The organism is Pseudomonas sp. OE 28.3 (genome assembly GCF_014268205.2).
In the GTDB taxonomy this organism is placed as follows: domain Bacteria; phylum Pseudomonadota; class Gammaproteobacteria; order Pseudomonadales; family Pseudomonadaceae; genus Aquipseudomonas; species Aquipseudomonas edaphica.
Genome location: NZ_CP077082.1, coordinates 6,087,756 through 6,114,194 on the forward strand (window position 1 = coordinate 6,087,756; position 26,439 = coordinate 6,114,194).

The 26,439-nt window shown below is 59.9% G+C and carries 26 protein-coding genes; 10 read left to right on the top strand and 16 right to left on the bottom strand.

Features of this window, described 5'->3' with window-relative positions; translation table 11 throughout:
• Positions 1–100 precede the first annotated feature (100 nt).
• Positions 101–1,300 (bottom strand): tyrosine--tRNA ligase, encoded by a 1,200-nt coding sequence (gene tyrS / locus HU759_RS27425; protein ID WP_170040775.1) that lies wholly within the window; start codon positions 1,298–1,300, stop codon positions 101–103.
• Between the two features lie 209 nt (positions 1,301–1,509).
• On the opposite strand from tyrS, the gene HU759_RS27430 reads away from it, so the two are divergent.
• Both HU759_RS27430 and HU759_RS27435 read left to right on the top strand, forming a co-directional pair.
• Entirely contained in the window at positions 1,510–2,922 is a 1,413-nt protein-coding gene (locus HU759_RS27430) for a peptidoglycan DD-metalloendopeptidase family protein (protein WP_170040776.1), read from the top strand.
• 3 nt (positions 2,923–2,925) lie between these two features.
• Positions 2,926–4,017 (top strand): anhydro-N-acetylmuramic acid kinase, encoded by a 1,092-nt coding sequence (locus tag HU759_RS27435; RefSeq protein ID WP_170040777.1) that lies wholly within the window; start codon positions 2,926–2,928, stop codon positions 4,015–4,017.
• A 78-nt stretch (positions 4,018–4,095) separates the two neighbouring features.
• Here the strand turns inward: HU759_RS27435 and erpA are convergent, their stop codons facing one another.
• On the bottom strand, positions 4,096–4,446 hold the full coding sequence (erpA, locus tag HU759_RS27440) for an iron-sulfur cluster insertion protein ErpA (RefSeq protein WP_170040788.1): 351 nt from the start codon (positions 4,444–4,446) through the stop codon (positions 4,096–4,098).
• Positions 4,447–4,611: 165 nt separating this feature from the next.
• Positions 4,612–5,646 carry an N-acetyl-gamma-glutamyl-phosphate reductase gene (argC, locus tag HU759_RS27445; protein ID WP_017138092.1) on the bottom strand — a complete coding sequence of 345 codons (1,035 nt, stop codon included), beginning with the start codon at positions 5,644–5,646 and terminating at the stop codon, positions 4,612–4,614.
• Positions 5,647–5,782: 136 nt separating this feature from the next.
• Here argC and hemJ point away from each other — a divergent pair, with 136 nt between their 5' ends.
• From hemJ to coq7, 6 genes are all read left to right on the top strand, one after another.
• A complete protein-coding gene (hemJ, locus tag HU759_RS27450) occupies positions 5,783–6,211 on the top strand; it encodes a protoporphyrinogen oxidase HemJ (protein WP_017138091.1) in 429 nt (142 codons plus the stop codon).
• Positions 6,212–6,235: 24 nt separating this feature from the next.
• The gene (locus HU759_RS27455; RefSeq protein WP_138449319.1) at positions 6,236–7,198 is read left to right on the top strand and encodes a nitronate monooxygenase family protein; all 963 of its coding nucleotides are present in this window, start codon (positions 6,236–6,238) and stop codon (positions 7,196–7,198) included.
• Positions 7,199–7,270: 72 nt separating this feature from the next.
• Entirely contained in the window at positions 7,271–8,236 is a 966-nt protein-coding gene (locus tag HU759_RS27460; protein ID WP_138449317.1) for a DUF805 domain-containing protein, read from the top strand.
• 64 nt (positions 8,237–8,300) lie between these two features.
• Positions 8,301–9,089, top strand: coding sequence for an SDR family oxidoreductase (locus HU759_RS27465; protein WP_017138088.1), 789 nt, complete (start codon positions 8,301–8,303; stop codon positions 9,087–9,089).
• 46 nt (positions 9,090–9,135) lie between these two features.
• Complete coding sequence (locus HU759_RS27470; protein ID WP_003210943.1) at positions 9,136–9,474, top strand: histidine triad nucleotide-binding protein; 339 nt, start codon at positions 9,136–9,138, stop codon at positions 9,472–9,474.
• A 137-nt stretch (positions 9,475–9,611) separates the two neighbouring features.
• Entirely contained in the window at positions 9,612–10,259 is a 648-nt protein-coding gene (gene coq7 / locus HU759_RS27475; RefSeq protein ID WP_017138087.1) for a 2-polyprenyl-3-methyl-6-methoxy-1,4-benzoquinone monooxygenase, read from the top strand.
• Between the two features lie 60 nt (positions 10,260–10,319).
• Here the strand turns inward: coq7 and HU759_RS27480 are convergent, their stop codons facing one another.
• A complete protein-coding gene (locus HU759_RS27480; RefSeq protein ID WP_017138086.1) occupies positions 10,320–10,742 on the bottom strand; it encodes an OsmC family protein in 423 nt (140 codons plus the stop codon).
• Positions 10,743–10,989: 247 nt separating this feature from the next.
• Between HU759_RS27480 and crp the strand changes: the two genes are divergently transcribed.
• Positions 10,990–11,634, top strand: coding sequence for a cAMP-activated global transcriptional regulator CRP (crp, locus tag HU759_RS27485; protein ID WP_017138085.1), 645 nt, complete (start codon positions 10,990–10,992; stop codon positions 11,632–11,634).
• Here crp and HU759_RS27490 read toward each other — a convergent pair.
• The 4 genes from HU759_RS27490 to HU759_RS27505 form a co-directional block, all read right to left on the bottom strand.
• Positions 11,631–12,326: a lipoate--protein ligase family protein gene (locus HU759_RS27490; protein ID WP_017138084.1), complete on the bottom strand. Its 696-nt coding sequence runs from the start codon at positions 12,324–12,326 to the stop codon at positions 11,631–11,633. The genes crp and HU759_RS27490 overlap by 4 nt on opposite strands.
• A gap of 157 nt (positions 12,327–12,483) precedes the next feature.
• Entirely contained in the window at positions 12,484–13,320 is an 837-nt protein-coding gene (gene trpC / locus HU759_RS27495; protein ID WP_017138083.1) for an indole-3-glycerol phosphate synthase TrpC, read from the bottom strand.
• Positions 13,317–14,366, bottom strand: coding sequence for an anthranilate phosphoribosyltransferase (trpD, locus tag HU759_RS27500; RefSeq protein WP_017138082.1), 1,050 nt, complete (start codon positions 14,364–14,366; stop codon positions 13,317–13,319). Before trpD ends, trpC begins: the two co-directional genes overlap by 4 nt.
• Positions 14,367–14,375: 9 nt before the next feature.
• Complete coding sequence (locus HU759_RS27505; RefSeq protein WP_053258301.1) at positions 14,376–14,969, bottom strand: aminodeoxychorismate/anthranilate synthase component II; 594 nt, start codon at positions 14,967–14,969, stop codon at positions 14,376–14,378.
• A 421-nt stretch (positions 14,970–15,390) separates the two neighbouring features.
• Here HU759_RS27505 and estP point away from each other — a divergent pair, with 421 nt between their 5' ends.
• A complete protein-coding gene (gene estP / locus HU759_RS27510; protein ID WP_138449309.1) occupies positions 15,391–17,313 on the top strand; it encodes an esterase EstP in 1,923 nt (640 codons plus the stop codon).
• A gap of 75 nt (positions 17,314–17,388) precedes the next feature.
• On the opposite strand, the gene trpE is transcribed toward estP, so the two are convergent.
• The 8 genes from trpE to HU759_RS27550 form a co-directional block, all read right to left on the bottom strand.
• Positions 17,389–18,870 carry an anthranilate synthase component I gene (trpE, locus tag HU759_RS27515; protein ID WP_017138079.1) on the bottom strand — a complete coding sequence of 494 codons (1,482 nt, stop codon included), beginning with the start codon at positions 18,868–18,870 and terminating at the stop codon, positions 17,389–17,391.
• A 68-nt stretch (positions 18,871–18,938) separates the two neighbouring features.
• Positions 18,939–19,757, bottom strand: a complete 819-nt coding sequence (locus tag HU759_RS27520) for a phosphoglycolate phosphatase (protein WP_138449307.1) — start codon at positions 19,755–19,757, stop codon at positions 18,939–18,941.
• Positions 19,754–20,428 (bottom strand): ribulose-phosphate 3-epimerase, encoded by a 675-nt coding sequence (rpe, locus tag HU759_RS27525; RefSeq protein WP_017138077.1) that lies wholly within the window; start codon positions 20,426–20,428, stop codon positions 19,754–19,756. Before rpe ends, HU759_RS27520 begins: the two co-directional genes overlap by 4 nt.
• A gap of 83 nt (positions 20,429–20,511) precedes the next feature.
• The gene (locus tag HU759_RS27530; RefSeq protein ID WP_017138076.1) at positions 20,512–21,660 is read right to left on the bottom strand and encodes an iron-containing alcohol dehydrogenase; all 1,149 of its coding nucleotides are present in this window, start codon (positions 21,658–21,660) and stop codon (positions 20,512–20,514) included.
• A 196-nt stretch (positions 21,661–21,856) separates the two neighbouring features.
• Positions 21,857–22,681, bottom strand: coding sequence for an ABC transporter permease (locus tag HU759_RS27535; RefSeq protein ID WP_017138075.1), 825 nt, complete (start codon positions 22,679–22,681; stop codon positions 21,857–21,859).
• A gap of 12 nt (positions 22,682–22,693) precedes the next feature.
• Entirely contained in the window at positions 22,694–23,926 is a 1,233-nt protein-coding gene (locus HU759_RS27540) for an ABC transporter permease (RefSeq protein WP_017138074.1), read from the bottom strand.
• A 107-nt stretch (positions 23,927–24,033) separates the two neighbouring features.
• A complete protein-coding gene (locus tag HU759_RS27545) occupies positions 24,034–25,074 on the bottom strand; it encodes an ABC transporter substrate-binding protein (RefSeq protein ID WP_169987466.1) in 1,041 nt (346 codons plus the stop codon).
• A 43-nt stretch (positions 25,075–25,117) separates the two neighbouring features.
• Positions 25,118–26,230 carry an ABC transporter ATP-binding protein gene (locus HU759_RS27550; protein WP_017138072.1) on the bottom strand — a complete coding sequence of 371 codons (1,113 nt, stop codon included), beginning with the start codon at positions 26,228–26,230 and terminating at the stop codon, positions 25,118–25,120.
• Positions 26,231–26,439 lie beyond the last annotated feature (209 nt).

Here is a 26,439-nt window from a genome sequence, read left to right on the forward strand (position 1 = left end):
CGTAACTCGTTGTTTACCAAGGAGTTTTCCGTTTCGACTGCGCCGGAAGTGGGGCGAATTATAGACAGATATAAAACGCCGTCAATCCCTCATTTCAGTTTTATTCGGCTTTGAGCGTAATACGCGCAAATGCCTTCTTTCCAGCCTGACAAACGTGGGTAGCGCCCAGCTCGTAGATAAAGGTGCGATCGACAACCTCACCATCTATACGCACACCACCGGAACCCAACAGGTCGCGCGCGACCGCGGAGTTCTTAACCAGGCCCGCCTTATTAAGTACAGCAGCAATCGGCATCGCCTCAGCCGCAGCCAATTCGATCTCTGGCAGATCATCCGGCAGCTCGCCATCCTTCATGCGGTTACCAGCCGCGCGGTGAGCACTGGCCGCAGCCTCTTCACCATGGAAGCGCGCGACGATCTCTTCCGCCAACTTGATCTTCACGTCACGAGGGTTCGCACCCGCCTCGACTTCAGCGCGCAACGCATTGATCTCATCCATCGAGCGGAAGCTCAACAGCTCGAAATAACGCCACATCAGCGCATCAGGAATCGACACAAGCTTGCCGTACATCACACCCGGCGCTTCCTGGATACCGACGTAGTTACCCAGGGACTTGGACATCTTCTTGACGCCATCCAACCCTTCCAGCAACGGCATGGTCAGAATGCACTGAGCTTCTTGCCCATACGCACGCTGCAGCTCGCGCCCCATCAGCAGGTTGAACTTCTGGTCAGTGCCGCCCAGCTCGACGTCCGCGCGCAATGCCACCGAGTCATAGCCCTGCACCAGCGGGTAGAGGAACTCGTGAATCGCGATCGGCTGATTGGTGGAATAACGCTTATCGAAGTCATCACGCTCAAGCATGCGTGCCACGGTGTATTGGGAAGTCAGGCGAATGAAGTCGGCCGGCCCCATCTGATCCATCCAGGTGGAGTTGAACGCCACCTCGGTCTTGGCCGGATCAAGAATCTTGAACACTTGAGTCTTGTAGGTCTCGGCATTATCGAGAACCTGCTCACGGGTCAGCGGCGGACGCGTTGCGCTTTTGCCGCTCGGATCACCGATCATCCCGGTGAAGTCACCTATAAGGAAGATGACTTGATGCCCCAGCTCCTGGAACTGGCGCAGCTTATTAATAAGCACGGTATGACCCAGGTGCAGATCCGGCGCGGTCGGATCGAAGCCAGCCTTAATACGCAGGGGTTGGCCACGCTTGAGCTTTTCGATCAGCTCGGCCTCGACCAACAGTTCTTCCGCACCACGTTTTATCAGCGCTAGCTGCTCTTCAACCGACTTCATAACAGACCCGCAAGGCTCAGATTCAAAAGGGAACCAACCATACAAGATCAGGGACTAATTACAAGTTTTGTCCCGCGCACGGACACCGTTCAGCAAGCCCAGCGTTCGCGAGCTTGCGCCACAGATGATTTGGTTATATTTTATACAGTTATTTCATCTTCATCATGTCATTCATCTTTTCCATTTCATCTTCAAAGTCAAAATTACCTATGACCACAGAACCGTCTAAAGCGCCGCCGCTTTACCCGAAGACCCACCTGCTCGCCGCAAGTGGTATCGCCGCCCTTCTCAGCCTGGCACTCCTGGTATTCCCTTCCAGTGACGTAGAAGCCAAACGAACATCCCTGAGCCTTGACCTGGAAAGTCCAGTTGAACAACTGACACAAGATCAAGACGCTTCCGACGCACAACAAGCCACAAACGCACCGACACAATCTCCATTTGCACAGATAGAAACCACCCCGGAAGACACCCGGCAGGCGACTCAGGAGCCGCCTGCGCCAGTCACTCCAAAAAATCCGCTGCACCGCGAAGTGACCGTCGCTAAAGGCGACACCCTTTCAACGCTGTTTGAAAAGGTTGGTCTGCCCGCTGCTACGGTTAATGAGGTGTTGGCCAGCGATAAACAAGCCAAACAATTCACCCAGCTCAAACATGGCCAGAAGCTTGAATTCGAATTGGCTGCCGACGGTCAGCTCAAAAGCCTGCATAGCACTGTCAGCGACCTAGAAAGCATTGCCCTGACTAAAGGCACCAAAGGCTTTGCGTTCAACCGCATCACCACCAAGCCGGTGACGCGCTCCGCCTACGTGCATGGCGTCATCAACAGTTCGCTGTCACAGTCGGCTGCGCGTGCCGGCTTGTCCCACAGCATGACCATGGACATGGCCAGCGTGTTTGGCTACGACATCGACTTCGCCCAGGACATCCGTCAGGGTGACGAATTTGACGTGATTTACGAGCAGAAAGTCGCCAACGGCAAAGTCGTCGGGACCGGTGCGATTCTATCTGCGCGGTTTACCAACCGTGGCAAGACCTACACCGCAGTGCGCTACACCAACAAACAAGGCAACACCAGCTACTACACCGCCGATGGCAACAGCATGCGCAAAGCCTTCATCCGCACGCCGGTGGACTTTGCCCGCATCAGTTCGCGCTTCTCCATGGGCCGCAAGCACCCGATCCTCAACAAGATCCGCGCCCACAAAGGCGTCGACTATGCCGCCCCTCGTGGTACGCCGATCAAGGCCGCCGGTGATGGCAAAGTGTTGCTCGCCGGCCGCCGCGGTGGCTACGGCAATACCGTGATCATCCAGCACGGCAATACCTACCGTACCCTCTATGGCCACATGCAGGGGTTCGCCAAAGGCGTTTCGACCGGCAGCAACGTGAAGCAGGGCCAGGTTATCGGCTATATCGGCACCACCGGCCTGTCCACCGGCCCGCATTTGCACTATGAGTTCCAGGTGAACGGCGTCCACGTCGACCCACTGGGCCAAAAGCTGCCAATGGCCGACCCGATAGCCAAAGCCGAGCGCGCGCGCTTCCTGCAACAAAGCCAGCCATTGATGGCACGCATGGACCAGGAGCGCTCCACCCTGCTGGCCTCGGCGAAGCGCTAAGGTATGCCGCTCTATATAGGTGTGATGTCCGGGACCAGTCTTGATGGCCTGGATATCGCCCTGATCGAACAGAACCCGGCGATCAACTTGATCGGCACGCACTACATCCCCATGCCGGACGATCTGCGCACTGAGCTGTTAAGCCTGTGCGCCAGCGGCCCGGATGAGATCGCCCGTTCGGCGCTCGCCCAGCAACACTGGGTGACACTGGCGGCCAAAGGCATCCATGCCTTACTGGAACAACACGCCCTCAAGCCTCAGGACATACGCGCGATCGGCAGCCACGGCCAGACGATCCGCCATGAACCCGCTCGAGGCTTTACCGTTCAAATCGGCAACCCTGCCCTGCTCACAGAGCTGACGAGCATTACCGTCGTCAGTGATTTCCGCAGCCGCGATGTGGCCGCCGGCGGTCAAGGCGCCCCCTTGGTGCCCGCCTTTCATGAAGCCTTGTTCGGCGAACGTGCCGGCAACCGCGCCGTGCTGAATGTCGGCGGCTTCAGCAATCTCAGCCTGATCGAGACCGACAAGCCCGTAGCTGGCTTCGATTGCGGCCCGGGCAACGTGCTGCTGGATGCGTGGATCCACAATCAACGTGGCGAGCACTTTGATCGCGATGGCCAATGGGCGGCCGGTGGCCAGGTCGAGCCTGCACTACTCAACGCACTGCTCAGCGACCCGTTCTTCCTGACCAAAGGCCCGAAAAGCACTGGCCGCGAAGTATTCAACCTGGGATGGCTGCAACACCACCTGGCCAGATTGCCAGCGTTTCAGGCAGAGAATGTGCAAGCGACCCTGCTTGAACTGACCGCGCTGACCATCGTCGAGTCCCTGCAATCCGCACAAACCGACACCGAAACCCTGCTGGTCTGTGGCGGCGGCGCGCATAACGCCACGCTGATGAAGCGCTTGGCAGCGTTGTTGCCGTCCACTCAGGTCAGCAGCACCGCCACTTACGGCGTGGACCCTGATTGGGTTGAAGCCATGGCCTTCGCCTGGCTGGCCCATTGCTGCCTTGAGGGCATCGCCGCCAACCGCCCAAGTGTCACTGGCGCGCGCGGGCTTCGGGTATTAGGCGCGATCTACCCAGCCTAAACCTGCAGGCAGCAAAACGCCGCTTGGCCTATCAAAGCCAAGCGGCGTTTTTTTATTTGCTGAAGATCAGGCTGCTGATCAGATCGAGAAAGAAGACCCGCAACCACAGGTCGTGGTGGCATTAGGGTTCTTGATCACGAAACGCGACCCTTCCAGACCTTCCTGATAATCCACCTCGGCACCCGCCAGGTATTGGAAGCTCATCGGGTCCACGACCAGGCTGACGCCCTCGCGCTCGACGATGGTGTCATCGTCGGCCACATCTTCATCAAAGGTAAAACCGTACTGAAACCCTGAACAACCGCCGCCCGTAACGAATACGCGCAGCTTCAAGCGATCATTACCCTCTTCATCGACCAGGTTCTTCACCTTGTGCGCAGCACCGTGGGTGAATTGCAAAGCCGTGGGGGTGAAGGATTCAACGCTCATGCTGATAATCTCCCGGCGTAGCGCCGCCATATGCGTAATGGCGAGCATTATCCGCTTCTCCTAGAAAAGCGGTCAACTATTGTTACGGTATATCAATCTGCGCTGCCGCCATTAAAAACACAAAAGGCCCGATCAACGGGCCTTTTGCTTAACCGCTAAACCGCCTTAAGGCAGCATGCCCGCGTGGGACAGGCCCAGCTTCTCGTCCAGGCCGAAGAGGATGTTCAGGTTCTGCACCGCCTGGCCCGACGCGCCCTTGACCAGGTTATCGATTACCGACAACACCACCACCAAATCGCCATCCTGTGGACGGTGCACGGCAATGCGACATACGTTCGCACCGCGCACGCTACGGGTTTCCGGGTGGCTGCCGGCCGGCATCACATCGACGAACGGTTCATTGGCATAACGCTTTTCGAACAGCGCCTGCAGGTCTACCGAACGGTCGACAACCGTGGCGTAGAGCGTGGAGTGAATGCCACGAATCATCGGCGTCAGGTGCGGCACGAAGGTCAGGCCCACGTCTTTACCGGCCGCGCGGCGCAGCCCCTGGCGAATTTCCGGCAAGTGACGATGCCCTTTAACCGCGTAGGCCTTCATGCTTTCCGACGTCTCGGAGTACAGCGAACCTACAGCTGCACCACGGCCGGCGCCACTCACACCCGACTTGCAGTCGGCGATCAAGCGCGAAGTGTCGGCCAGACCCGCTTCCAGCAACGGCAGGAACCCCAGCTGCGTTGCGGTCGGATAGCAACCTGGCACGGCAATCAGGCGTGCTTGCTTGATTTGCTCACGATTGACTTCCGGCAGACCGTACACCGCCTCTTCCAGCAACTCAGGCGCGCCGTGTGGCTGGCCGTACCACTTGGCCCACTCATCGGCGTCCTGCAAGCGGAAGTCGGCTGACAGGTCGATGACCTTGGTACCCGCCGCCAGCAATTCGCCGGCCAGTGCATGCGCAACCCCGTGAGGCGTGGCGAAGAACACCACATCGCACGCGCCCAGGGTCTTGATGTCCGGCACGCTGAACGCCAGGCCGTCATAGTGGCCTCGCAGGTTCGGGTACATATCGGCCACGGCCAACCCGGCCTCGGATCGGGAAGTGATGACCACCACCTCAGCTTGCGGATGCTGAGCCAACAGACGCAGCAATTCGACACCGGTGTAACCCGTGCCGCCGACGATACCGACCTTGACCATAAACCTGCCCTCAACGAACCCACTGGAAAGCCGTCGATAATAGGGGCCGTATCGTCCTGCGACAACCGTCAACGTGACGTACAGGCGCATGAGCCACTACTATCTTCAGTTACCGTGAACCTGGGAATAACTAGAAATGCTCTATCTATGGATCAAAGCCTTCCATATCGTCAGTATCGTCTGCTGGTTTGCCGGGCTGTTTTACCTGCCACGCCTGTTCGTCTACCACGCGCAAAGTGAGGACACCGTCAGCAAAGAACGCTTCAGCGTCATGGAGCGCAAGCTGTACCGCGGCATCATGGGGCCGGCAATGATCGCTACCCTGATATTCGGCGGCTGGCTGATCTACCTGAACCCGGCCATTTTTCAATCCGGTGCCTGGATCCACGCCAAACTTACCCTGGTGGTGCTGCTGATCGGCTACCACCATATGTGCGGCGCCCAAGTAAAACGTTTCGCCCGTGGCGAAAATACCCGCAGCCATGTCTTTTATCGCTGGTTCAATGAAGTGCCGGTTCTGATATTGCTGGCTATCGTAATTTTGGTCGTGGTCAAACCGTTCTAATTTCAATTACTCGGGGAACCTCCAATGTCACTGCCCGCTTCGCTCGAACAACGTCTGCGCCTACCCGTGGTGGCTGCGCCGATGTTTCTGATTTCCAACCCGCAACTCGTGCTGGCGTGCTGTCGCAATGGCGTGGTTGGGAGTTTCCCGGCACTTAACCAGCGCGAAAGCAGCGGTTTCAAGGCCTGGCTGGAGGAAATCGAAGCGGGCCTGGCACAGCTGGACAACCCCGCGCCCTATGCCGTCAACCTGATCGTGCATAACAGCAACCCAAGGCTTGAGGCCGACCTGGCGATCTGCGTCGAGCACAAGGTGCCGATCGTCATCACCAGCCTGGGCGCGGTCAAGGAGCTGGTGGATGCGGTCCACAGCTACGGTGGCCTGGTGTTTCACGACGTCACCACCCGCCGACATGCCGAGAAAGCCGCAGAAGCCGGTGTTGACGGCCTGATCGCCGTGGCAGCGGGCGCCGGTGGCCATGCCGGTACCTGGAGCCCGTTCGCGCTGATCGCCGAGATTCGCCAGTTCTTTGATAAAACCCTGCTGTTGGCCGGCTGCCTCAACCATGGTCATGAGATACTCGCAGCCCAACTGCTGGGCGCAGACCTGGCGTATTTCGGCACGCGCTTTATCGGCACCACCGAAAGCCACGCCCCGGACGCTTATAAAGAGATGCTGCTCACATCGCGCGCCGCCGACATCGTGCACACTCCTGCGGTGTCCGGCGTACCCGCAAGCTTCATGCGCCAGAGTTTGGAAAACGCCGGTTTCGACCTCGCCGCCCTGCAGGGCAAAGGCGAAGTCAACTTCGGCTCCAAGCTCAAGCCGTTAAGCGATGAGGCCAAGGCCTGGAAAACCGTATGGTCAGCCGGCCAAGGTGTCGGCCAGATTGATGATTTGCCCAGCGTCGATGAACTGATTGCCCGCCTGGATGCCGAATACCGCAAGGCACGCGAGAAGGCAGCGCAGTTGCGCTGGCCCCGTTAAACTCAATAGCAGGCCTGCCCATGTGTGCAGGCCTGCAAACCCCCTCCCTGAACAAGTGACAAGGATGCCCGCATGAGCGACAGCCGTTTCAAGATTGTGTTTGACGGAGCCCTGCTCCCGGGTGTCGAAAGCACCACCGCCAAGCTGAACCTCGCCGAGCTGTTCAAAAGTGATGTGGCAGCCATCGAAAAGCTTTTCACCGGCCGCCCGGTCGCACTCAAGCGCGACCTTTCCCGTGCCGATGCCGAAACCTACCTTACAGCGCTGAAAAACGCCGGCATCGATGCACGTATCGAAGCCGAGCAGCCGGTAACCTTCAACCTGGCCGAAACCCACGAAACCGACGCCAGCACTGCAGACTTCTCGCGCCCTGCGGCTTCGCCCTATGCACCACCGCGTGCTGCCGTGGGTGAGTACACCGAGGAATACTCAACCCTTAAAGTGTTCACCATCCACGGTCGCATCGGCCGCTTGCGTTATCTGGCCTGGACGCTGGTATTGACCCTGGCGCTGTTGGTGGCCGGTGGCATCATCAGTACCGCGAGCTTCGCCGTGGCAACCGCCTCGCCGACTGCCGGCACCATCCTCGGGGTGCTGCTGGGCTTGGCCTTGTTTGTTGCACTGGTGTGGGTGAGCGTGCAAATCGGTGTGCAACGCCTGCACGACCTGGGCTGGTCCGGCTGGCTGTACTTCCTCAACCTTGTGCCAGTGGTCAACAGCATCTTCCCAATCTTGCTGCTGGTATTGCCGGGCAATGCAGGCGCCAACCAATATGGCCCGCCGCCGCCGCGCAACTCCACGGCAGTCAAAGTGTTGGCGACCCTGTGGCTGGCGTTTATTCCGGTGATGCTCGCCATTGTGGTGACGCTGGGCATGAACGGCTACCTGAACCAACTCGAAGCCAATATGGACAGCAGCTACGAAAGCAGCTCCATCACCGCCGATGACGCCACCGATCAAAGCGTCACCGTAGATGAAGAAGAAAGCGTGCAAAGTGCTGAGGACGCAGCCGAACCTGTAGACTCTCCAGAACAGTGAAGAAACGCCCCGCCGCCTGTGATGCCTCTGTCACAGGCTCGGCGGCGTTGCGATGGAGAAAGGCATGACCCGTTACGCTCTGATCACCGGCGCCTCCAGTGGCATCGGCCTGGCTTTGGCCGAAGCACTGGCCCGTCGCGGCCGTAGCTTGATTCTGGTGGCCCGCCAGCGTGATCAGTTGGAAAGCATTGCAATTGAATTGACTCAGCGTTTCGGCGTCGAGGTGCTGTTTCGTGCCTGCGACCTGGGCGAACCCCTGCGTTTGTCCGGGTTCCTGCTGGAACTTGAAGAAGGCGAGCGGCAGATCGACCTGCTGGTCAACTGCGCCGGCATGGGCACCAGCGGGCCGTTCCTTGCCCAGGACTGGATGACCGAGCAGGACCTGATCGAAGTCAACATCCTGGCCCTCACCCGCATGTGCCACGCCCTAGGCAACGCCATGGCGCTGCATGGCGGCGGGCAGATTCTCAACGTGGCCTCGGTCGCAGCCTTCCAGCCCGGCCCCTGGATGAGCAGCTATTACGCCAGCAAGGCGTATGTGCTGCACTTCTCCGAAGGCTTGCGCGAAGAGTTGAAGACCTGCGGTATCAAGGTCTCGGTGCTGTGTCCCGGCCCCACGCGCACGGCATTCTTCGGCACCGCGCAAATGGACACCGCCAAGCTCGACCGCAGTGGTCAACTGATGAGCCCGGAAGAAGTGGCGCTCTACACCGTGCGCGCGCTGGAAAAGAACAAAGCCATCATTATTCCCGGGCGACGCAACCGCTGGCTGGCCTTCAGCCCGCGCTTGAGCCCACGCTGGCTGACCCGCAAGATTGCCGGCGCCATCAACAAGGCCTATTGCCCGCGCTGACGGCCTCGGTACACTCGTTCTACACTTTCATAATGGAGAAACAGCTGTGGATACTCTGTTCACCAAGATCATCAACAGAGAAATACCTGCGAAGATCATCTATGAAGATGACCAAGTCCTCGCCTTCCACGATATTGCCCCAATGGCACCCGTGCATTTTCTGGTCATTCCGAAAAAGCCGATCCGTACCCTCAACGACCTCACCGAAGAAGACAAAGCCCTCGCTGGCCATATTCTGTTCACCGCTCAACGGCTGGCCGTAGAGCAAGGCTGCGAGAAGGGCTTTCGCGTGGTGATGAACTGCAACGAGGATGGCGGGCAGACTGTTTATCACATCCATATGCACGTGCTGGGTCAGCGCCAGATGAACTGGCCGCCGGGCTGATTGTTGCGGGGAGTTTGCGACGGCTACGCCGTCGGGCAGGAGCAAGCTCCCTCGCCACAGGGGCAAATTGACACAGCGCAAACGCATCGCCTTCTCTTGCGGTAAACTGGCCGCCGAGATTCTTCCCGGAGGTCAGCATGACTACCCAACGTCACTACTCGCCGATTGACCGTCTGTTGCTGCAAGCCGACATGGCCATGCGCACACTGCTGCCCTTCAGCGGCCAACCGTACCGGCCTTCGCCCGCCATCGTGCAGCCCGACGCGCAGATGAGCGAGACCGACACCCGCCACGTCGCCGGCCTGATGCGCATCAACCACACCGGTGAAGTCTGTGCCCAGGCGCTGTATCAAGGCCAGGCGCTGACCGCCAAGCTGCCGCAAGTACGCGCAGCGATGGAACATGCGGCCGAAGAAGAAATCGACCACCTGGCCTGGTGCGAGCAGCGCATTCGCCAGCTCGGTAGCCATCCCAGCGTGCTCAACCCACTGTTTTATGGTTTGTCGTTCGGTATCGGCGCCGCTGCCGGCCTGATCAGCGACAAGGTCAGCCTCGGTTTTGTGGCTGCGACCGAGCATCAGGTGTGCAAACACCTGGATGAACACCTGGAACAACTGCCGGCCGAAGACGAAAAGTCGCGGGCGATTCTTGAACAGATGCGCATTGATGAAGAACACCACGCAGAAAGCGCACTGGATGCAGGCGGCTTCCGCTTCCCGGCGCCCGTGAGGTTTGGCATGAGCGTACTGGCCAAGGTCATGACCAAAAGCACCTATCGAATTTAAACAATGCCGCACAAAAAAGGGCGCCCTCAACAGGCGCCCTTTTCTATTGTCGACTGGCAATCAACCCAGCTCGATAATCTCGTAATCATGGGTGATGGCCACGCCGGCCGCGCCAAGCATGATCGATGCAGAGCAATACTTCTCGGCCGACAGCTCGATGGCACGCTTGACCTGAGCTTCCTTCAACGCCCGGCCCTTGACCACGAAATGCATGTGGATCTTGGTAAACACCTTGGGGTCTTCAGTGGCCCGCTCCGCTTCCAGGAAGGCTTCGCAGCTTTCGACGGCCTGGCGGGACTTCTTCAAGATGCTGACCACGTCGAAATTGCTGCAACCGCCAACACCGAGCAGGAGCATTTCCATCGGGCGTACACCCAGGTTACGGCCACCGGCGTCCGGCGGGCCGTCCATAACTACCACATGGCCACTGCCCGACTCACCGAGGAACATGGCCTCACCCGCCCATTGGATGCGTGCCTTCATCGCCCAGACTCCACTGCTAAAAAAGGGTCGCCAGCTTAGCACAGGGTCTTGAACCCGCAGCGCCCGGTATGAAAACGATCAATGACAACGTTTGCCCGCTAAATTCCTTAATCGAGGCAGAATGTGTCTGTTAAGCTGGCGCCAATTCAATGGCGCATTGCCATCCTTTGTACAGCGTGTATCAATGCCATTACCGCTGGATAAAAATAATTCCAACCACACCGTGCAGTCTTTTCGGGATACAACCATGGTTGCTCTTGCTCCCACACCCAAGATCAAGAACCTCGACAAATTGTTGATGCATTGCCAGCGCCGGCGTTACCCGGCCAAGCACAACATCATTTGCGCTGGCGAACGCTCCGAGACGCTGTTCTTCATTATCAAGGGCTCGGTCACCATCCTGATTGAAGATGAAGACGGCCGCGAGATGATCATCGCGTACCTCAATACCGGGGATTTCTTCGGTGAGCTGGGGCTGTTTGAACAAGCGGGCAAAGAGCAGGAGCGCAGTGCCTGGGTGAGGGCCAAGGTTGAGTGTGAAGTCGCCGAGATCAGCTATGCCAAGTTTCGCGAACTGGCCCAACATGATCCCGACATTCTCTACGCCTTAAGCGGTCAGATTGCCCAGCGCTTGCGCGACACCACGCGCAAAGTGGGTGACCTGGCGTTCTTTGATGTCACCGGCCGCGTAGCCCGTTGCCTGCTGGAACTGTGCAAACAGCCCGACGCCATGACCCACCCTGACGGCATGCAGATCAAAGTCACGCGCCAGGAGATCGGACGCATTGTCGGGTGTTCACGGGAAATGGTCGGTCGTGTGCTCAAGGACTTGGAAGAGCGCAACCTGGTACACGTCAAAGGCAAGACGATGGTGGTGTTCGGTACGCGTTAAGCCGGCAGGAATCCGGCCAGCATCTGACGGTACAACACGTCCAGTCGGGTGATGGCATCCGGTGCGGGAAAGGCTTCGTGCAACGCGATATGGCTGTCGGCACGCACCCGCTGGTCGAGGCCGCAGGCCTCATTGAAACGATTGACCGCCGCAATCAGCTCATCGCGGTCGTTATCCAGCAACAATGCACCGTGCACCAAACCTACTGGGCGGCCGCCACTTTGTCGCCAGCGCTGGGCAGTGCCGACCATCTTGCGGCCGTTGAGGTTGACGTTATAGCGACCGTCGCAAAAGGCGCCGTCGATTTCGCCAACAGAAGCGTCACCGCCCAACTCAATCAGCAAATCACAGATCGGCTGGCACAAACGCTGATAACCGGTTTCGATGCGGCCTTGATCACCTTCGCTGCGTGGCGGCGCGTAAACCAGCGCGATATTGACCGTGGCGGCCGACTGCGGCACCGGCTCTCCGCCGGTCTCGCGCAGTAGCACCGGCCAACCGGCAGCAGCCGAAACCTGGCTGGCCGCGTCAAAAGCCGGCAAGCGGCTCAAACGGCGCGGCATCACCAAAGCCTGGTCATTTGGCTGCCAGAACAGTAGCCCGAATGCCTGTTCACCGGCGCAAACGGCCGCGAGCAAGTCTTGCTCGGCGGCAAGTCCTGCTTCAACTGTCATCGACACCGGCTCGATCATCGGACACCTATCATCTGAACAAACACAAAACCAAATGTGGGAGCTGGCTTGCCTGCGATAAAGGCACCGCGGTCTTCCAGAAACACCGAGGTGATGCTATCGCAGGCAAGCCAGCTCCCACACAAGCCAGCTCCCACATTTTTGACCGTATTTCAAATCAGTCGAGGGTGGAACCACTCACCGCCACGCCACGCTCCGGGAAGAACAGACGCTGCAATTCCGCACCTGGGTTCTCGGCGCGCATAAATGTCTCACCCACCAGGAACGAAAACACACCGCTGATTTCCATCAGCTCTACGTCGGCGCGGTTGACGATGCCGCTCTCGGTAATCACCAACCGATCACGCGGAATACGCGGCAACAGGTCGAGGGTATTTTCCAGGCTGACTTCAAAGGTGTGCAGGTTACGGTTATTAACCCCCACCAACGGCGTGTCGAGGGTTTTCAGCGCGCGCTCCAGCTCATCGCCATCGTGCACTTCTACCAGTACGTCCAGGCCTACGCTTTTGGCCACGGCCGCCAGCTCGGCCATCTTCACGTCGTCCAGCGCGGAGACGATCAGCAGCACGCAATCGGCGCCCAAGGCGCGGGCTTCGACGATCTGGTACGGGTCAACCATGAAGTCCTTGCGGATCACCGGCAACTTGCACGCGGCGCGGGCCTGTTGCAGGAACAGGTCGGAACCCTGGAAGAAGTCGATATCGGTCAACACGGACAGGCAGGTTGCGCCGCCCTTCTCATAGCTCTTGGCAATGTCTTCAGGAATGAAAACTTCGCGAATCACGCCTTTGCTGGGCGAAGCTTTTTTGATCTCGGCAATCACGGCAGGCTGCTTTTCCTTCGCCTGCTTGATCAGCGCAGCGGCAAAACCACGCGGCGCGTCGGCGCTTTTTGCCAAGCCCTCCAGCTCAGCCAGGCTCACACGGGCACGGCGCTCGGCCACCTCTTCAGCCTTGCGCGCGAGGATTTTTTCCAGAACGGTCGGGACACTCATCCTTCATTCTCCATTTTGAACACAGCGGTAAAGGCTCCCAGTTCTTCGAGCTTTTCGCGAGCCAGACCGGTGTGCAACGCATCGTGGGCCAAGGCGACACCTTCCTTAAGACTATAGGCGTGGTCCGCCGCGTAAAGTGCCGCGCCAGCATTCAGAACAATCATTTCTGCGGCTTTCTGGCCGTTTTCTGTCTTGCGGCGCCCCAAGGCATCACGGATCAACTCCAGCGAGGCCGCCGGGCTTTCCACCGACAGGCCATGCAAGCTTTGGCTTCTCATGCCGAGGTCTTCGGGCTCGACCCAATATTCGCTGACCTGGTCATTCTTCAGCTCCGCCACGAAGGTCGGTGCCGCCAGGCTGAATTCGTCCAGGCCATCCTTGGAATGCACCACCAGCACGTGCTTGCTGCCCAGACGCTGCAACACTTCGGCCAACGGCCGGCACAGCGCCTGGCTGAACACACCGACCACCTGATGTTTCACACCGGCCGGATTCGTAAGCGGGCCAAGCATGTTGAACAGGGTGCGCAGGCCAAGGTCCTTGCGCGGGCCGGCGGCGTGTTTCATGGCGCCGTGGTGGGACTGGGCAAACATGAAGCCAATGCCCACGCTGTCGATGCAGCGCGCCACTTGCACCGGCGTCAGGTTCAGATAAATACCAGCCGCCTCCAGCAAGTCGGCGCTGCCGCTTTTGCCCGACACCGCACGGTTACCGTGTTTGGCCACGGTGCAACCGGCTGCCGCCACCACAAAGGAGGAAGCCGTCGACACGTTGAAAATATTCGCACCGTCGCCGCCGGTACCGACCACATCGACCACGCCGTCGAGGGTCTTGAGCTCAACCTTGTCGGCCAGCTCACGCATCACTGACACGGCGCCGACGATTTCGTCGATACTCTCGCTCTTCATGCGCATCGCCATCATGAACGCGCCGATCTGCGCGTCAGTGCATTGGCCAGTCATGATCTCGCGCATCACATCGCTCATTTCAGCGGTGCTCAGGTCCAGATGGCCGACGATACGGCTCAGGGCAGTCTTGATATCCATGGAAAGTCCTTAGCGCGTGCCGCCGCTCTGCTTGAGAAAGTTGGCGAACAGCTCGTAGCCCTGCTCGGTCAGGATTGATTCGGGGTGAAATTGCACCCCTTCGATATTCAGTGTCTTGTGACGCAGGCCCATGATCTCGTCGACCGAGCCGTCTTCCAGCTGAGTCCAGGCGGTCAGCTCCAGGCACTCGGGCAGGGTTTCACGCTTGACCACCAGCGAGTGGTAGCGAGTGACTGTCACCGGCAGGTTGAGGCCGTGGAATACGCCGAGGTCTTTATGGAACACCGGGCTGGTTTTGCCATGCATCACTTGGCGCGCACGCACCACGTCACCACCAAACGCCTGGCCGATGGACTGGTGACCCAGGCACACGCCCAGGATCGGCAATTTACCGGCGAAATACTGGATGGCTTCGAGGGAGATGCCCGCTTCGGTCGGCGTGCACGGGCCAGGCGAAACCACGATGCGCTCCGGGTTCAGGGCAGCGATTTCGGCGACCGTCAGTTCGTCGTTGCGCACCACCTTGACCTCGGCGCCGAGTTCGCCCAGGTACTGCACAACGTTGTAGGTAAAGGAATCGTAGTTATCAATCATCAGCAACATGTGGGTTCAAACCTCTTGAATTCACTGATTTCGAATGACCGCCTTCCAAGAGAGTGTCCCGCTGCCAGACGCACGTTCCGGTTGCCAGGGTGAGCCGGCAAGGGGCGTCAAACAAAGGGTGAAGAAGGCAAATCGGTACAGGTCCGGCCGAGCCGGCAGAGAAAAATGTCAGGCGCGCCAACGCCAACGGGCGTGTGCCTTAACTACTCGCATCAAGAGTTTGCTGATGATCAACACGGGGAGGGTCTCATTCATACGTTCAGGCACAGTAACGTAGCCTCGCCAGCGGTGCAATATGGAGCAGCGATTCCGGGGGTCACCACCGAGTATTTGTAAGAAAAAACTGTTTTCTTCGAATAAAACCCTCACTACATTGCTAGTGTTTCGCTTCCGACACAAAAACAACTAAATGGAATTTCGCATGCTCAGACCACCGTTTTTTGCGCCCCTTGCCGGCTGCCTCCTGTCACTGGCCTGCGCGCAGGCGTTTGCAGCACCTTCACCTTACTCAACCATGGTCGTGTTCGGCGACAGCCTGGCCGACGCCGGCCAATTCCCCGATGGCTCGGCCGGCGCCACCTTGCGCTTTACCAACCGCACCGGGCCGACATTCCAGGGCGATTATGGCCTGGTGTCATCTACGCTTTTGGGCGGCAAGCTGGGCGTGGCACCCAACGACCTGAACGCCTCCACCTCGCCGGTACGTGCCGCCCAAGGTTTGCCGGATGGTAATAACTGGGCGGTCGGCGGCTACCGTACCGACAATATCCTCGATTCCATCACCTCGGTCTCCAATGCGGCGATCCCGCCCGGCAACGCCGGTGGTGGCACCGTACTGCGCAGCCGTCAGGGTTATCTGCCGGCCAACGGCGGGCGGGCTGACCCGAACGCGTTGTATTTCCTATCCGGTGGCGGTAATGACTTTCTGCAAGGGCGCGTCCTCAGCCCGGGCCAGGCCGTGGCCGCCGGCGGGCGCCTGGCCGACAGCGCCCAAGCCCTGCAACAGGCCGGCGCGCGCTACATCATGGTGTGGATGCTGCCCGACCTGGGCTTGACACCCGCCATCAACGGCACGCCCGCGCAAGGCGCCAGCTCGGCCCTGAGCAGCATTTTCAACCAGGCGCTGGTGCAGCGCCTGTCGCAGATCGACGCCCAGGTCATCCCGCTGAACATCCCGTTACTGCTCAATGAAACCTTCGCCAACCCTGCGCGCTTTGGCCTGGCCACCGGGCAAAACCTCACAGGCACCTGCTTCAGCGGCAACGGCTGCACCGCCAACCCGGTGTATGGCATTGGCGGCGCCACCCCGGACCCGACCAAGCTGATCTATAACGACTCGGTGCACCCCACCATCGCCGGGCAACAGTTGATCGCCGACTACGCCTACTCGCTGCTCGCCGCGCCGTGGGAAGTGACCTTGCTGCCGGAGATGGCCCAGGGCACCTTGCGCGCCCACCAGGATGAGCTGCGCAACCAGTGGCAAGCCGACAATGGCAACTGGCAGGCCGTCGGCCAATGGCGCGCGATTGTCGCCGGTGGTGGCCAGCATTTGGACTTTGATGATCAACGCAGTTCGGCCAGCGGCGACGGCAGTGGCTACAACGTGAACGTCGGCGGCAGCTATCGCCTCGACGAAAACTGGCGCGTCGGCGTGGCCGCCGGCTTGTATCGCCAGACACTCGAAGCCGGCGCCCGCGATTCGGACTACAAGCTCAACAGCTACATGGGCACCGCCTTCGCGCAATATCAGCAAAACCACTGGTGGGCCGATGCGGCGCTGACCGGCGGCAAGCTGGACTTCGACAGCCTCAAGCGCAAGTTCGCCCTGGGCGTCAGCGAAGGCGCCGAAAAAGGCGACACCGATGGCTGGCTCTGGGCCTTGAGCGGCCGTTTGGGTTATGACATTGCCGGCGCCGGCAGCGACTGGCATTTGTCACCGTTCATCAGCGCGGACTATTCGCGGGTCGAAGTCGATGGTTATTCGGAAAAGGACAACCGCTCCACCGCGCTGACCTTCGATGACCAGCAACGCGACTCCAAACGCCTGGGCGTCGGCCTGCAGGGCAGCTACCGGATTACGCCGCAAACCCAAGTGTTTGGCGAAGTGGCCCACGAGCATGAGTTCGAAAACGACACCCAGAAGGTAAAGATGTCGCTCAACAGCGTGCCCGGGATCGACTTCAAGCTGGACGGCTACACGCCGCGCAGCAATTCGGACCGATTGAGTCTGGGGGTCAGCCACAAGCTGACTCAGGAGCTGGCGCTACGGGCGGCGTATAACGTGAGGAAGGATGACAGTTTTACCCAGCAAGGCGTCAGTGTGGGGGTGAGTCTGGATTTCTAAGCGGATCTTAAACGCCCCACAAAACAACTGTGGGAGCTGGCTTGCCTGCTCCCACAGGTTGTCCAATGTCTGACTTTAGCTTTGCGGCGTTTGCTCTGCCAACGCCACAGCCCGGAACATCGCGCGGCGTTTGTTCAGGGTTTCTTCCCATTCCAGGGCCGGCACCGAGTCAGCCACAATCCCGCCACCCGCCTGCACATGCAGCTCGCCGTCCTTGATCACGGCGGTGCGGATCGCAATCGCAGTGTCCATATTGCCGTTCCAGGCGAAATACCCCACGGCGCCGCCATACACACCTCGTTTAACCGGCTCCAGTTCGTCGATGATCTCCATCGCGCGAATCTTCGGCGCGCCCGACAAAGTGCCCGCCGGCAGAATCGCCCGCAGTGCGTCCATCGCGGTCAACCCGGCTTTCAGCTCGCCGGTGACGTTGGACACAATGTGCATCACGTTGGAATACCGCTCGATGACCATCTTCTCGGTGAGCTTCACCGAACCGATTTCCGAAACCCGCCCGGTGTCGTTGCGGCCCAGGTCGATCAGCATCAAGTGTTCGGCAATTTCCTTGTCGTCACTCAGCAGGTCTTCTTCCAGCGCCAGGTCGGCCTCTTCGGTCGCGCCACGCGGGCGTGTGCCGGCTATCGGGCGCACGGTGATGAGGTTGTCTTCGACCCGCACCAGCACTTCCGGCGAACTGCCCACCACGTGGAAGTCTCCGAAGTTGAAGAAGTACATGTACGGCGTCGGGTTGAAGCACCGCAGCGCGCGGTACAGATCAATTGGCGCCGCCTTGAAGTCGATGGACATGCGTTGCGACGGCACCACCTGCATGCAGTCACCGGCAAGGATGTATTCCTTGATGGTGTCGACCGCGCGCTCGTAGTCATCCTGGGTAAAGCTTGAACGAAAGATCGGGTCGGCGGCCGGCGGACGGCTGAGGTCCAGGCCACGGCGTGGGGTGATCGGCTGACGCAGTTTCTCCAGCAATGCCTCAAGGCTAGCCTGGCCTTGCTCGAAGGCATCGGCCTGGGACGGGTCGGCGAGGACAATCGCGTGCATCTTGCCGGCGAGGTTGTCGAACACCACCACCGCGTCGGAGACCATCAGCAGAATGTCCGGCACGCCCAGCGGGTCCGGGTTCGGGCATTTGCCCAGGCGTTTTTCTACGTAGCGCACGCAGTCGTAGCCGAAATACCCCACCAGGCCACCGTTGAAACGCGGCAGACCGGGAATGGTCGGCACGTTGTAGCGCGCCTTGAAGGTTTCGACGAACGCCAGCGGGTCTTCCACGTCATGGCTTTCGATCTCGACGCCATCATGGGTGATGCTCACATGGTGGTCATGCACACGCAGCACGGTGCGGCACGGCAGGCCGATGATCGAGTAACGGCCCCACTTCTCGCCGCCCTGCACCGATTCAAGCAGGTAGGAATTGGGCTTGTCGGCCAGTTTGAGGTAGATCGACAGCGGCGTATCGAAGTCAGCCAGGGTTTCGCAGGCCATGGGGATACGGTTATAGCCGGCAGTGGCCAAACGCAGGAATTCTTCGCGGATCATGAGGTGCCTCGTGGCTTGAGGGTCAAACGGTCAGGTGTGCAAACGTGCCGCAACGCGGCCAGGATCAGTCAGGCGCGCCAACGCCAGCGGGCCAGGGCCTTGATGACTTTCATCCAGAGTTTGCGAGTGACCACCACGATGGAATTTCCAGAAGGGGTTGATTCGATGTCGGGCAACGTTATCTCAGCGCCCGCTCCCAAGCAACCGGGGATTAGCAGTCGCAGATCATCAATGACCAGCGCCGGCGATTCTTCGGCGATCGGCCGGCCATGGTTGTAGCCGTAGCTCAGCGCCACACACTGCACGCCAGCGGCTTTGGCGGCCAGCACATCACTGCGCGAATCGCCGACAAACAACGATTGCGAGGCCGGGATATTGGCCATTTTCATTACGAAGAACAGCGCCGCCGGGTCAGGCTTTTTCTGCGGCAAGGTGTCGCCGCCGATGATCCAGCGGAAATACCGGCCGATTTTCATCTGGTCCAACAACGGCGCGACAAAGCGCTCCGGCTTGTTGGTGATCAGCGCCATCTCCACGCCTTGCTTGTGCAGCCACTTGAGCGTGTCGCGCACGCCGGGGTAAACCACGGTGAGCTCATGGCTACTTTCATAGGCAACATTGAAGAGTTCCAGGGCGTGCTCGGCCTCAACCTCATCCACACCTTCGGCATCAATATGGTTGGCCAAGGCCCGACGCACCAGCATCTGCGCGCCGTTGCCGACCCACTCACGCACCGCCTCGATGCCCGCTGGCTTTCGCCCCAGCTTGAGCAGCATCTCGTCCACCGCCGCCGCCAGGTCTGGCACCGAATCGATCAATGTACCGTCCAGATCGAACATCACCAGTCGTGGCAGTTTGCCGGGGAACAACTGCTCAAAACCGCTCATGGACGCGCCAGCGCCAGTTCGGCCCGCATCTTGTCGATGACTTCCTGGTAGTTGGGGGCGTTGAAGATCGCCGAGCCAGCCACAAAGGTGTCAGCGCCAGCGGCGGCGATTTCGCGAATATTGTTGACGTTGACCCCACCGTCGATTTCCAGGCGGATATCACGGCCCGACGCATCGATCAGCGCACGGGCTTCGCGCAGCTTGTTCAGCGTGCCGGGGATGAACTTCTGCCCGCCGAAGCCTGGGTTGACGCTCATCAGCAAGACCATGTCGACCTTGTCCATCACGTACTCCAGCACGCTCAACGGCGTGGCCGGGTTGAACACCAGGCCGGCCTTGCAACCGCCTTCGCGGATCAGTTGCAGGGTGCGGTCGACGTGCAGCGTGGCTTCCGGGTGGAAGGTGATGTAGGTGGCACCGGCCTCGATGAAGTCACCGACGATGCGGTCCACCGGGCTGACCATCAGGTGCGCATCGATCGGCGCAGTAATGCCGTACTTGCGCAGTGCCGCGCAGACCATCGGGCCGATGGTCAGGTTGGGCACATAGTGGTTGTCCATGACATCGAAGTGCACGAAGTCGGCACCGGCGGCCAATACCTTGTCCACTTCCTCACCCAGGCGGGCGAAGTCGGCGGAGAGAATCGATGGAGCGATAACGAAGGGCTGCATGACGCACCTTTTTGAGCTAAATCACGATGGCGCGCATTGTATACCTCATGCTTTACCCAGCACACCGTGACCTAACTCAATGGTCAGTATGCCGCCCGGTAGATTTTCTCGATATCCGCCGCGCTGAGCTTGCGCGGGTTGTTGCGCATCAGGCGCTCGATACCCGCCGCTTCCGTCGCCATGGCGGGGATCGCGTCTTCCGGCACACCAAAGCTGCGCAGCCCTGCCGGGATTTCCACGGCGGCACATAGCCGCGTCATCGCCTCGACCGCCTGATCGGCGGCGTCGTTGACGCTGAGCCCGGCGGTATTCACGCCCATGGCTTGGGCAATGTCCTGCATGCGCTCCACGCAGGCCAGTTTGTTCCAGTGCATCACGTAGGGCAGCAACAGCGCATTGCTCACGCCGTGAGCAATATTGAATCGCCCGCCCAGCGGGTACGCCAAGGCATGCACTGCGCCGACGCCAGCATTGCCGAACGCCATGCCGGCCATCAGGCTGGCGGTGGCCATATCATCGCGGGCCTGCAGGTTGGCAGGGTTGGCGTAGGCCTTGGGCAGCGCATTGGCAATCAGTTTGATCGCGCCGATGGCCAGCGCGTCAGTGATCGGCGAGGCATTCAGCGACAGGTAGGACTCGATGGCATGCACCAGCGCATCCACGCCACTGGCGGCGGTGACACTGCGCGGGCACGTGAGGGTCATTTGCGGGCTGATCAGCGCAACATCCGGCAATAAGTAATCGCTTACGATGCCTTTTTTCAGTTGTGCGGCCTTGTCGGAGAGAATCGCCACATTGGTCACCTCCGAACCGGTGCCGGCCGTGGTCGGGATGGCGATCAGCGGCGGGCCTTTGCGCGGCACCTGGTCGACGCCGAACAAGTCCGCCAGCGCGCCGTGGTAACCGGCATAGGCCGCGACACTCTTGGCGATGTCGATGGCACTGCCACCGCCCACGCCGATCAGGCCGTCATGCCCGCCCTCGCGGTACACGCGCATGCAGTCCTCGACGATGGCGATTTCCGGGTCGGGCAGCACACGGTCGAAAATCTCATAAGTGCGCTCGCCCAGGTGCTCGAGCGCCAGCGCCACGGTGCCGGACTTGACCAGCGCGGCATCGGTAACGATCAACGGGTTATCCACATCAAGACGCGTGAGCTCGGCGGCCAGTTGTTCGATGGCGCCAGCACCGGTCAGCAGTTTGTGGGCGATCTTGAATGAGGAAGTACTCATGTGCGCGGCCTCTTATTAATGATGGGCTGGCACAAGAATAGCCGGGTATTTCAGGTTGCCCAGCATTCACGCACTGAATGGCTCGGTCGGTGTGGGAGCTGGCTTGCCTGCGATGCGACCGCCTCGGTTTTCCTGACATACCGAGTTGATGCTATCGCAGGCAAGCCAGCTCCCACATTTGATCCGGTTTCGGCCTTTAGACTTGCGCGGTGCGCAGTTTCTCGCTGCGGCCTCGCAGCCACTCAAGGGTCAGCAACAGCAGCACCGAGAACGCAATCAGCAAGGTTGCCGCTGCGGCAATCGTCGGGCTTAAATTTTCGCGGATGCCGCTGAACATCTGGCGCGGCAAAGTCGCTTGCTCGGGGCCGGCGAGAAACAGCGTCACTACCACTTCATCAAAGGACGTCGAGAAGGCAAACAATGCCCCGGAAATCACCCCCGGCGCGATCAACGGCAAGGTCACACGGCGAAACGCGGTCAGCGGCGAGGCGCCCAGGCTGGCCGCCGCCCGCACCAGGTTGTGGTTGAAGCCCTGCAACGTCGCCGACACGGTGATGATCACAAACGGCACACCCAGCACGGCATGTACCACGATCAGCGAGAGGAAGCTGTTGCCCAGCCCCAGTGGCGCAAAGAACAGATAGCTGGCCACGCCAATGATCACCACAGGCACCACCATCGGCGAAATCACCAAGGCCATGACCAACGCCTTGCCGGGGAAGTTGCCGCGCGTCAGGCCAATCGCCGCCAGCGTACCGAACACCATCGCCAGCACCGTGGCCGCCGGGGCCACAATGATGCTGTTCTTCAATGCACGCATCCACTCGGCCGAGGCGAAGAAGTCCTGATACCAGTGCAGCGAGAAGCCTTGCAGCGGGTACACCAGGAAACTGCCGCTGTTGAACGACAGCGGGATAATCACCAGCACCGGCAAGATCAGGAACAGCAGGATCAAGCCACACAGGATCCGCAAGCTGTAGAACCACACCCGCTCCACGGGTGACATATAAGGGCTCAGCATCGCCAACTCTCCTCAGCTCAGGCGCAGGCGACTGGCGCCGACCAGACGGTTGTAGATCAGGTACAGCACGACGGTCGCCAGCAGCAGTAAGCCGCCCAGCGCCGTGGCCATACCCCAATTGATGCTGGTGTTGGTGTAGAACGCGACGAAATAGCTGACCATCTGGTCGTTCGGGCTGCCGAGCAGCGCCGGGGTGATGTAGTAACCAATCGCCAGGATAAACACCAGCAGGCAACCGGCGCCGACACCGGCATAAGTCTGCGGGAAGTACACACGCCAGAAACTGGCAAACGGGTGGCAACCCAGGGAAATCGCTGCACGCATATACGTGGGCGAGATGCCTTTCATCACGCTGTAAATCGGCAAAATCATGAAGGGCAACAGGATGTGCACCATCGAGATGTAAACCCCGGTGCGGTTAAACACCAGCTCCATGGGTTTATCGATCAGCCCCATGCCCATCAATGCGCTGTTGATCAACCCACCGGACTGCAGCAGTACAATCCACGCCGCCACCCTTACCAGGATTGAGGTCCAGAACGGCAGCAATACCAGAATCATCAGCAGGTTACTTTTGCGTGCCGGCAGGTTGGCCAGCAAATAGGCCAACGGGTAGGCCAGCAGCAGGCAGATGAAGGTTATTACCAAGCCCATCCAGAACGTGCGGGCGAAGATGTCCAGGTAGATGGCCTGGTCAGGCGTGGCCGGGGCCACTTCGCCAAGGTCATTGATACGGTGATCGACAGCCGCCAGCAGGTAGTACGGCGTGAGGCTGCTGGTATTACGCCGGATCGCCTGCCAGTACGCCGGGTCGCCCCAGCGTTCGTCGAGGTTTTCCAACGCTTCCTTATAAGAGGCGGGCGCTTCGGTAAACGGCAGCGCCCGCGCGGTTTTGGTCAACAGGCTGCGGTAGCCGGCCAGTTCCATGTTCAAGCGTTTGGACAAGTCGCCCAGCGTCTGGTTTTTACGCGCTTCACCCAGGTCTTCGCTGAGCGCCTGATACACCGGCTCACCCGGCAGGCCGCGACCGTCCCAGGTCTTGACCGCCACCACGGTACGCGGCAAACCGCCCACCACTTCCGGGTTGCCGACGCTTTTGTAAAGCAGCGCAACAATCGGCACCAGGAACACCAGCAGCAAAAACAGCACCAGCGGCGCAATCAAGGCCTGGGCCTTCCAGCGGTTGAGCCGCTCGGCACGCGCCAGGCGCTGCTTGAGGGTGGGGCTGGGAATGGCGATAACCATGGCAAACTCCGGAAATCTTCTAAGAGTTCCCTGTAAGCGGTGCTTTTTTGTGGGAGCTGGCTTGCCTGCTCCCACACCAGCCTGCTTTCACAGAGGAATATGCGGTGTTACTTGGCCGCCCAGGAATTGAAGCGCTGCTCGAGCTGCTCGCCGTTATCCGCCCAGAAGCTCACATCGATCTGCACCTGGTTGGCGATGTTTTCCGGGGTGGTCGGCATGTCTTTCAACACATCCTTGGCCAGCAACGGTACAGCCTGGGTATTGGCCGGGCCGTAGGCGATGTTTTCCGAGTAGGTCTTCTGCTGTTGCGGCTGCACCGAGAAGGCGATGAATTTCTTCGCCGCTTCGGCACGGTCCTTGGCCAGGCCTTTAGGGATGGCCCAGGCGTCAAAGTCGTAGATGCCGCCGTTCCACACCACTTTCAGGTTGCTTTCTTTTTGCACGGCAGCGATGCGGCCGTTGTAGGCCGAGCTCATGACCACATCACCCGAGGCCAGGTACTGCGGCGGTTGTGCGCCGGCTTCCCACCACTGGATCGACGGTTTGAGTTCGTCGAGTTTCTTGAACGCGCGATCCTGGCCGTCTTTGCCAGCCAGCACTTTGTACACGTCTTTGGGGGCCACGCCGTCCGCCATCAAGGCGAATTCCAGGGTGTACTTGGCGCCTTTGCGCAAGCCGCGCTTGCCTGGGAATTTCTTGGTATCCCAAAAGTCCGCCCAACTGGTCGGTGCAGTGGCAAGCTTGTCGGCGTTGTACGCCAGCACGGTGGACCACACAAAGAAGCCCACGCCGCAGGGCTGAATCGCGCCTTTCACGTAATCGGCGCTATTGCCGAACAGTTTCGGGTCGAGCGGTTCGAACATGTCTTCGTCACAGCCACGGGACAGTTCCGGCGACTCCACTTCCACCAAGTCCCACGACACGCTCTTGGTATCGACCATGGCTTTGACCTTGGCCATTTCACCGTTGTACTCACCGGCGACGATCTTGCCATTACCCGCGCTTTCCCACGGTGCGTAAAAGGCTTTGACCTGAGCCGCCTTGTTCGCGCCACCGAAGGATACGACCGTCAGGTCCGGGCCTGCCATGGCCTGTGTCGCGCCCATCAAGCCGATGGCCAAGGCGGAATATTTAAGGGATCTCAACATTGTTGTTCTCTCCACGTGCAGGGTTGGTGAAGCCATGGGGCGATTAATTCGCCTCTAGAAGTGGGTCGAGTGCGCGAACGTGCTCGACTTGCCAGCCAATCGGTACCACGTCGCCGACCGCAAGCGCTGGGTCCAGCTCAGCGATCGGTTGTTTCACAAAAAAATCGGCCTTGCCGCAGACTTCCAGGCGCACACGCACGTGGTCGCCCAGGTAGATAAATTCCGCCACCCGCCCAGAGAAGCGGTTGACGCAGGACTCACTGGAGCCATTGAGGCTGACGCGCTCCGGGCGTACTGACAGGGTCACCGGGCCGCCGAGCTGGCCGACATTCACTGCCAGCGCCTCGACCTTTTCACCGCGCGCCAACTCCACCACACAGCGTTCGCCGGTGTGGCTGTGCAAGCGGCCATTGAGTCGGTTGTTCTCGCCGATGAAGTTGGCGACGAACGTGTTTTTTGGCTCTTCGTACAGCGTGCGCGGCGCGGCGATCTGCTGGATCTCGCCCTGGTGGAACACCGCCACGCGGTCGGACATGGTCAAGGCTTCGCCCTGGTCGTGGGTCACGTACACCACGGTCACGCCGAGGCGCTGGTGCAGGTGCTTGATCTCCATCTGCATGTGTTCGCGCAGTTGTTTATCGAGGGCGCCGAGGGGTTCGTCCATCAACACCAGCTGCGGTTCGAACACCAGCGCGCGGGCCAAGGCCACGCGCTGTTGCTGACCGCCGGAGAGTTGCGCCGGGTAACGCTGGGCGAAGGCATCCAGCTGGACCATGCTCAGCACGCGTTTGACCCGCTCGCTGATATCGGTCTTGCTCAAGCCGCGCACCGACAACGGGAACGCCAGGTTCTCTGCCACCGTCATGTGCGGGAACAGCGCGTAGTTCTGGAACACCATGCCGATGTCGCGCTTGTGCGGCGGCACGTTGTTGATAGCGCGCCCGGCGAGCAGGATTTCCCCGGCGGTCGGCGTCTCGAAACCGGCGAGCATCATCAGGCTGGTGGTCTTGCCCGAACCCGACGGCCCGAGCAGGGTGAGGAACTCGCCCTTGCGAATCTCCAGGTTGAGGTCTTTGACGATCAGGTTCTCGCCGTCGTAGCTCTTCTGCACGCCACGAAAGCTGACCAGCACATCATTTGAATCCACCTCGCTCATACCCGCACCTTTTGTTTTGGACTGCTGTGGCACAAAGCGTAGTCCAGGCGCGAGCCCCCGGAAATCGGGGGCGAGGAGAGAATCACATCAGCAGGATGGAAGATTGGGGGTAGGGATTGCCCTACACGGATGGCGGGCAGAGAACAGTGCGGCGGCAATCGTCAGCGTCTGCCGGCAAAGCCTATGTCGTAAACAGATACGCGCACCTG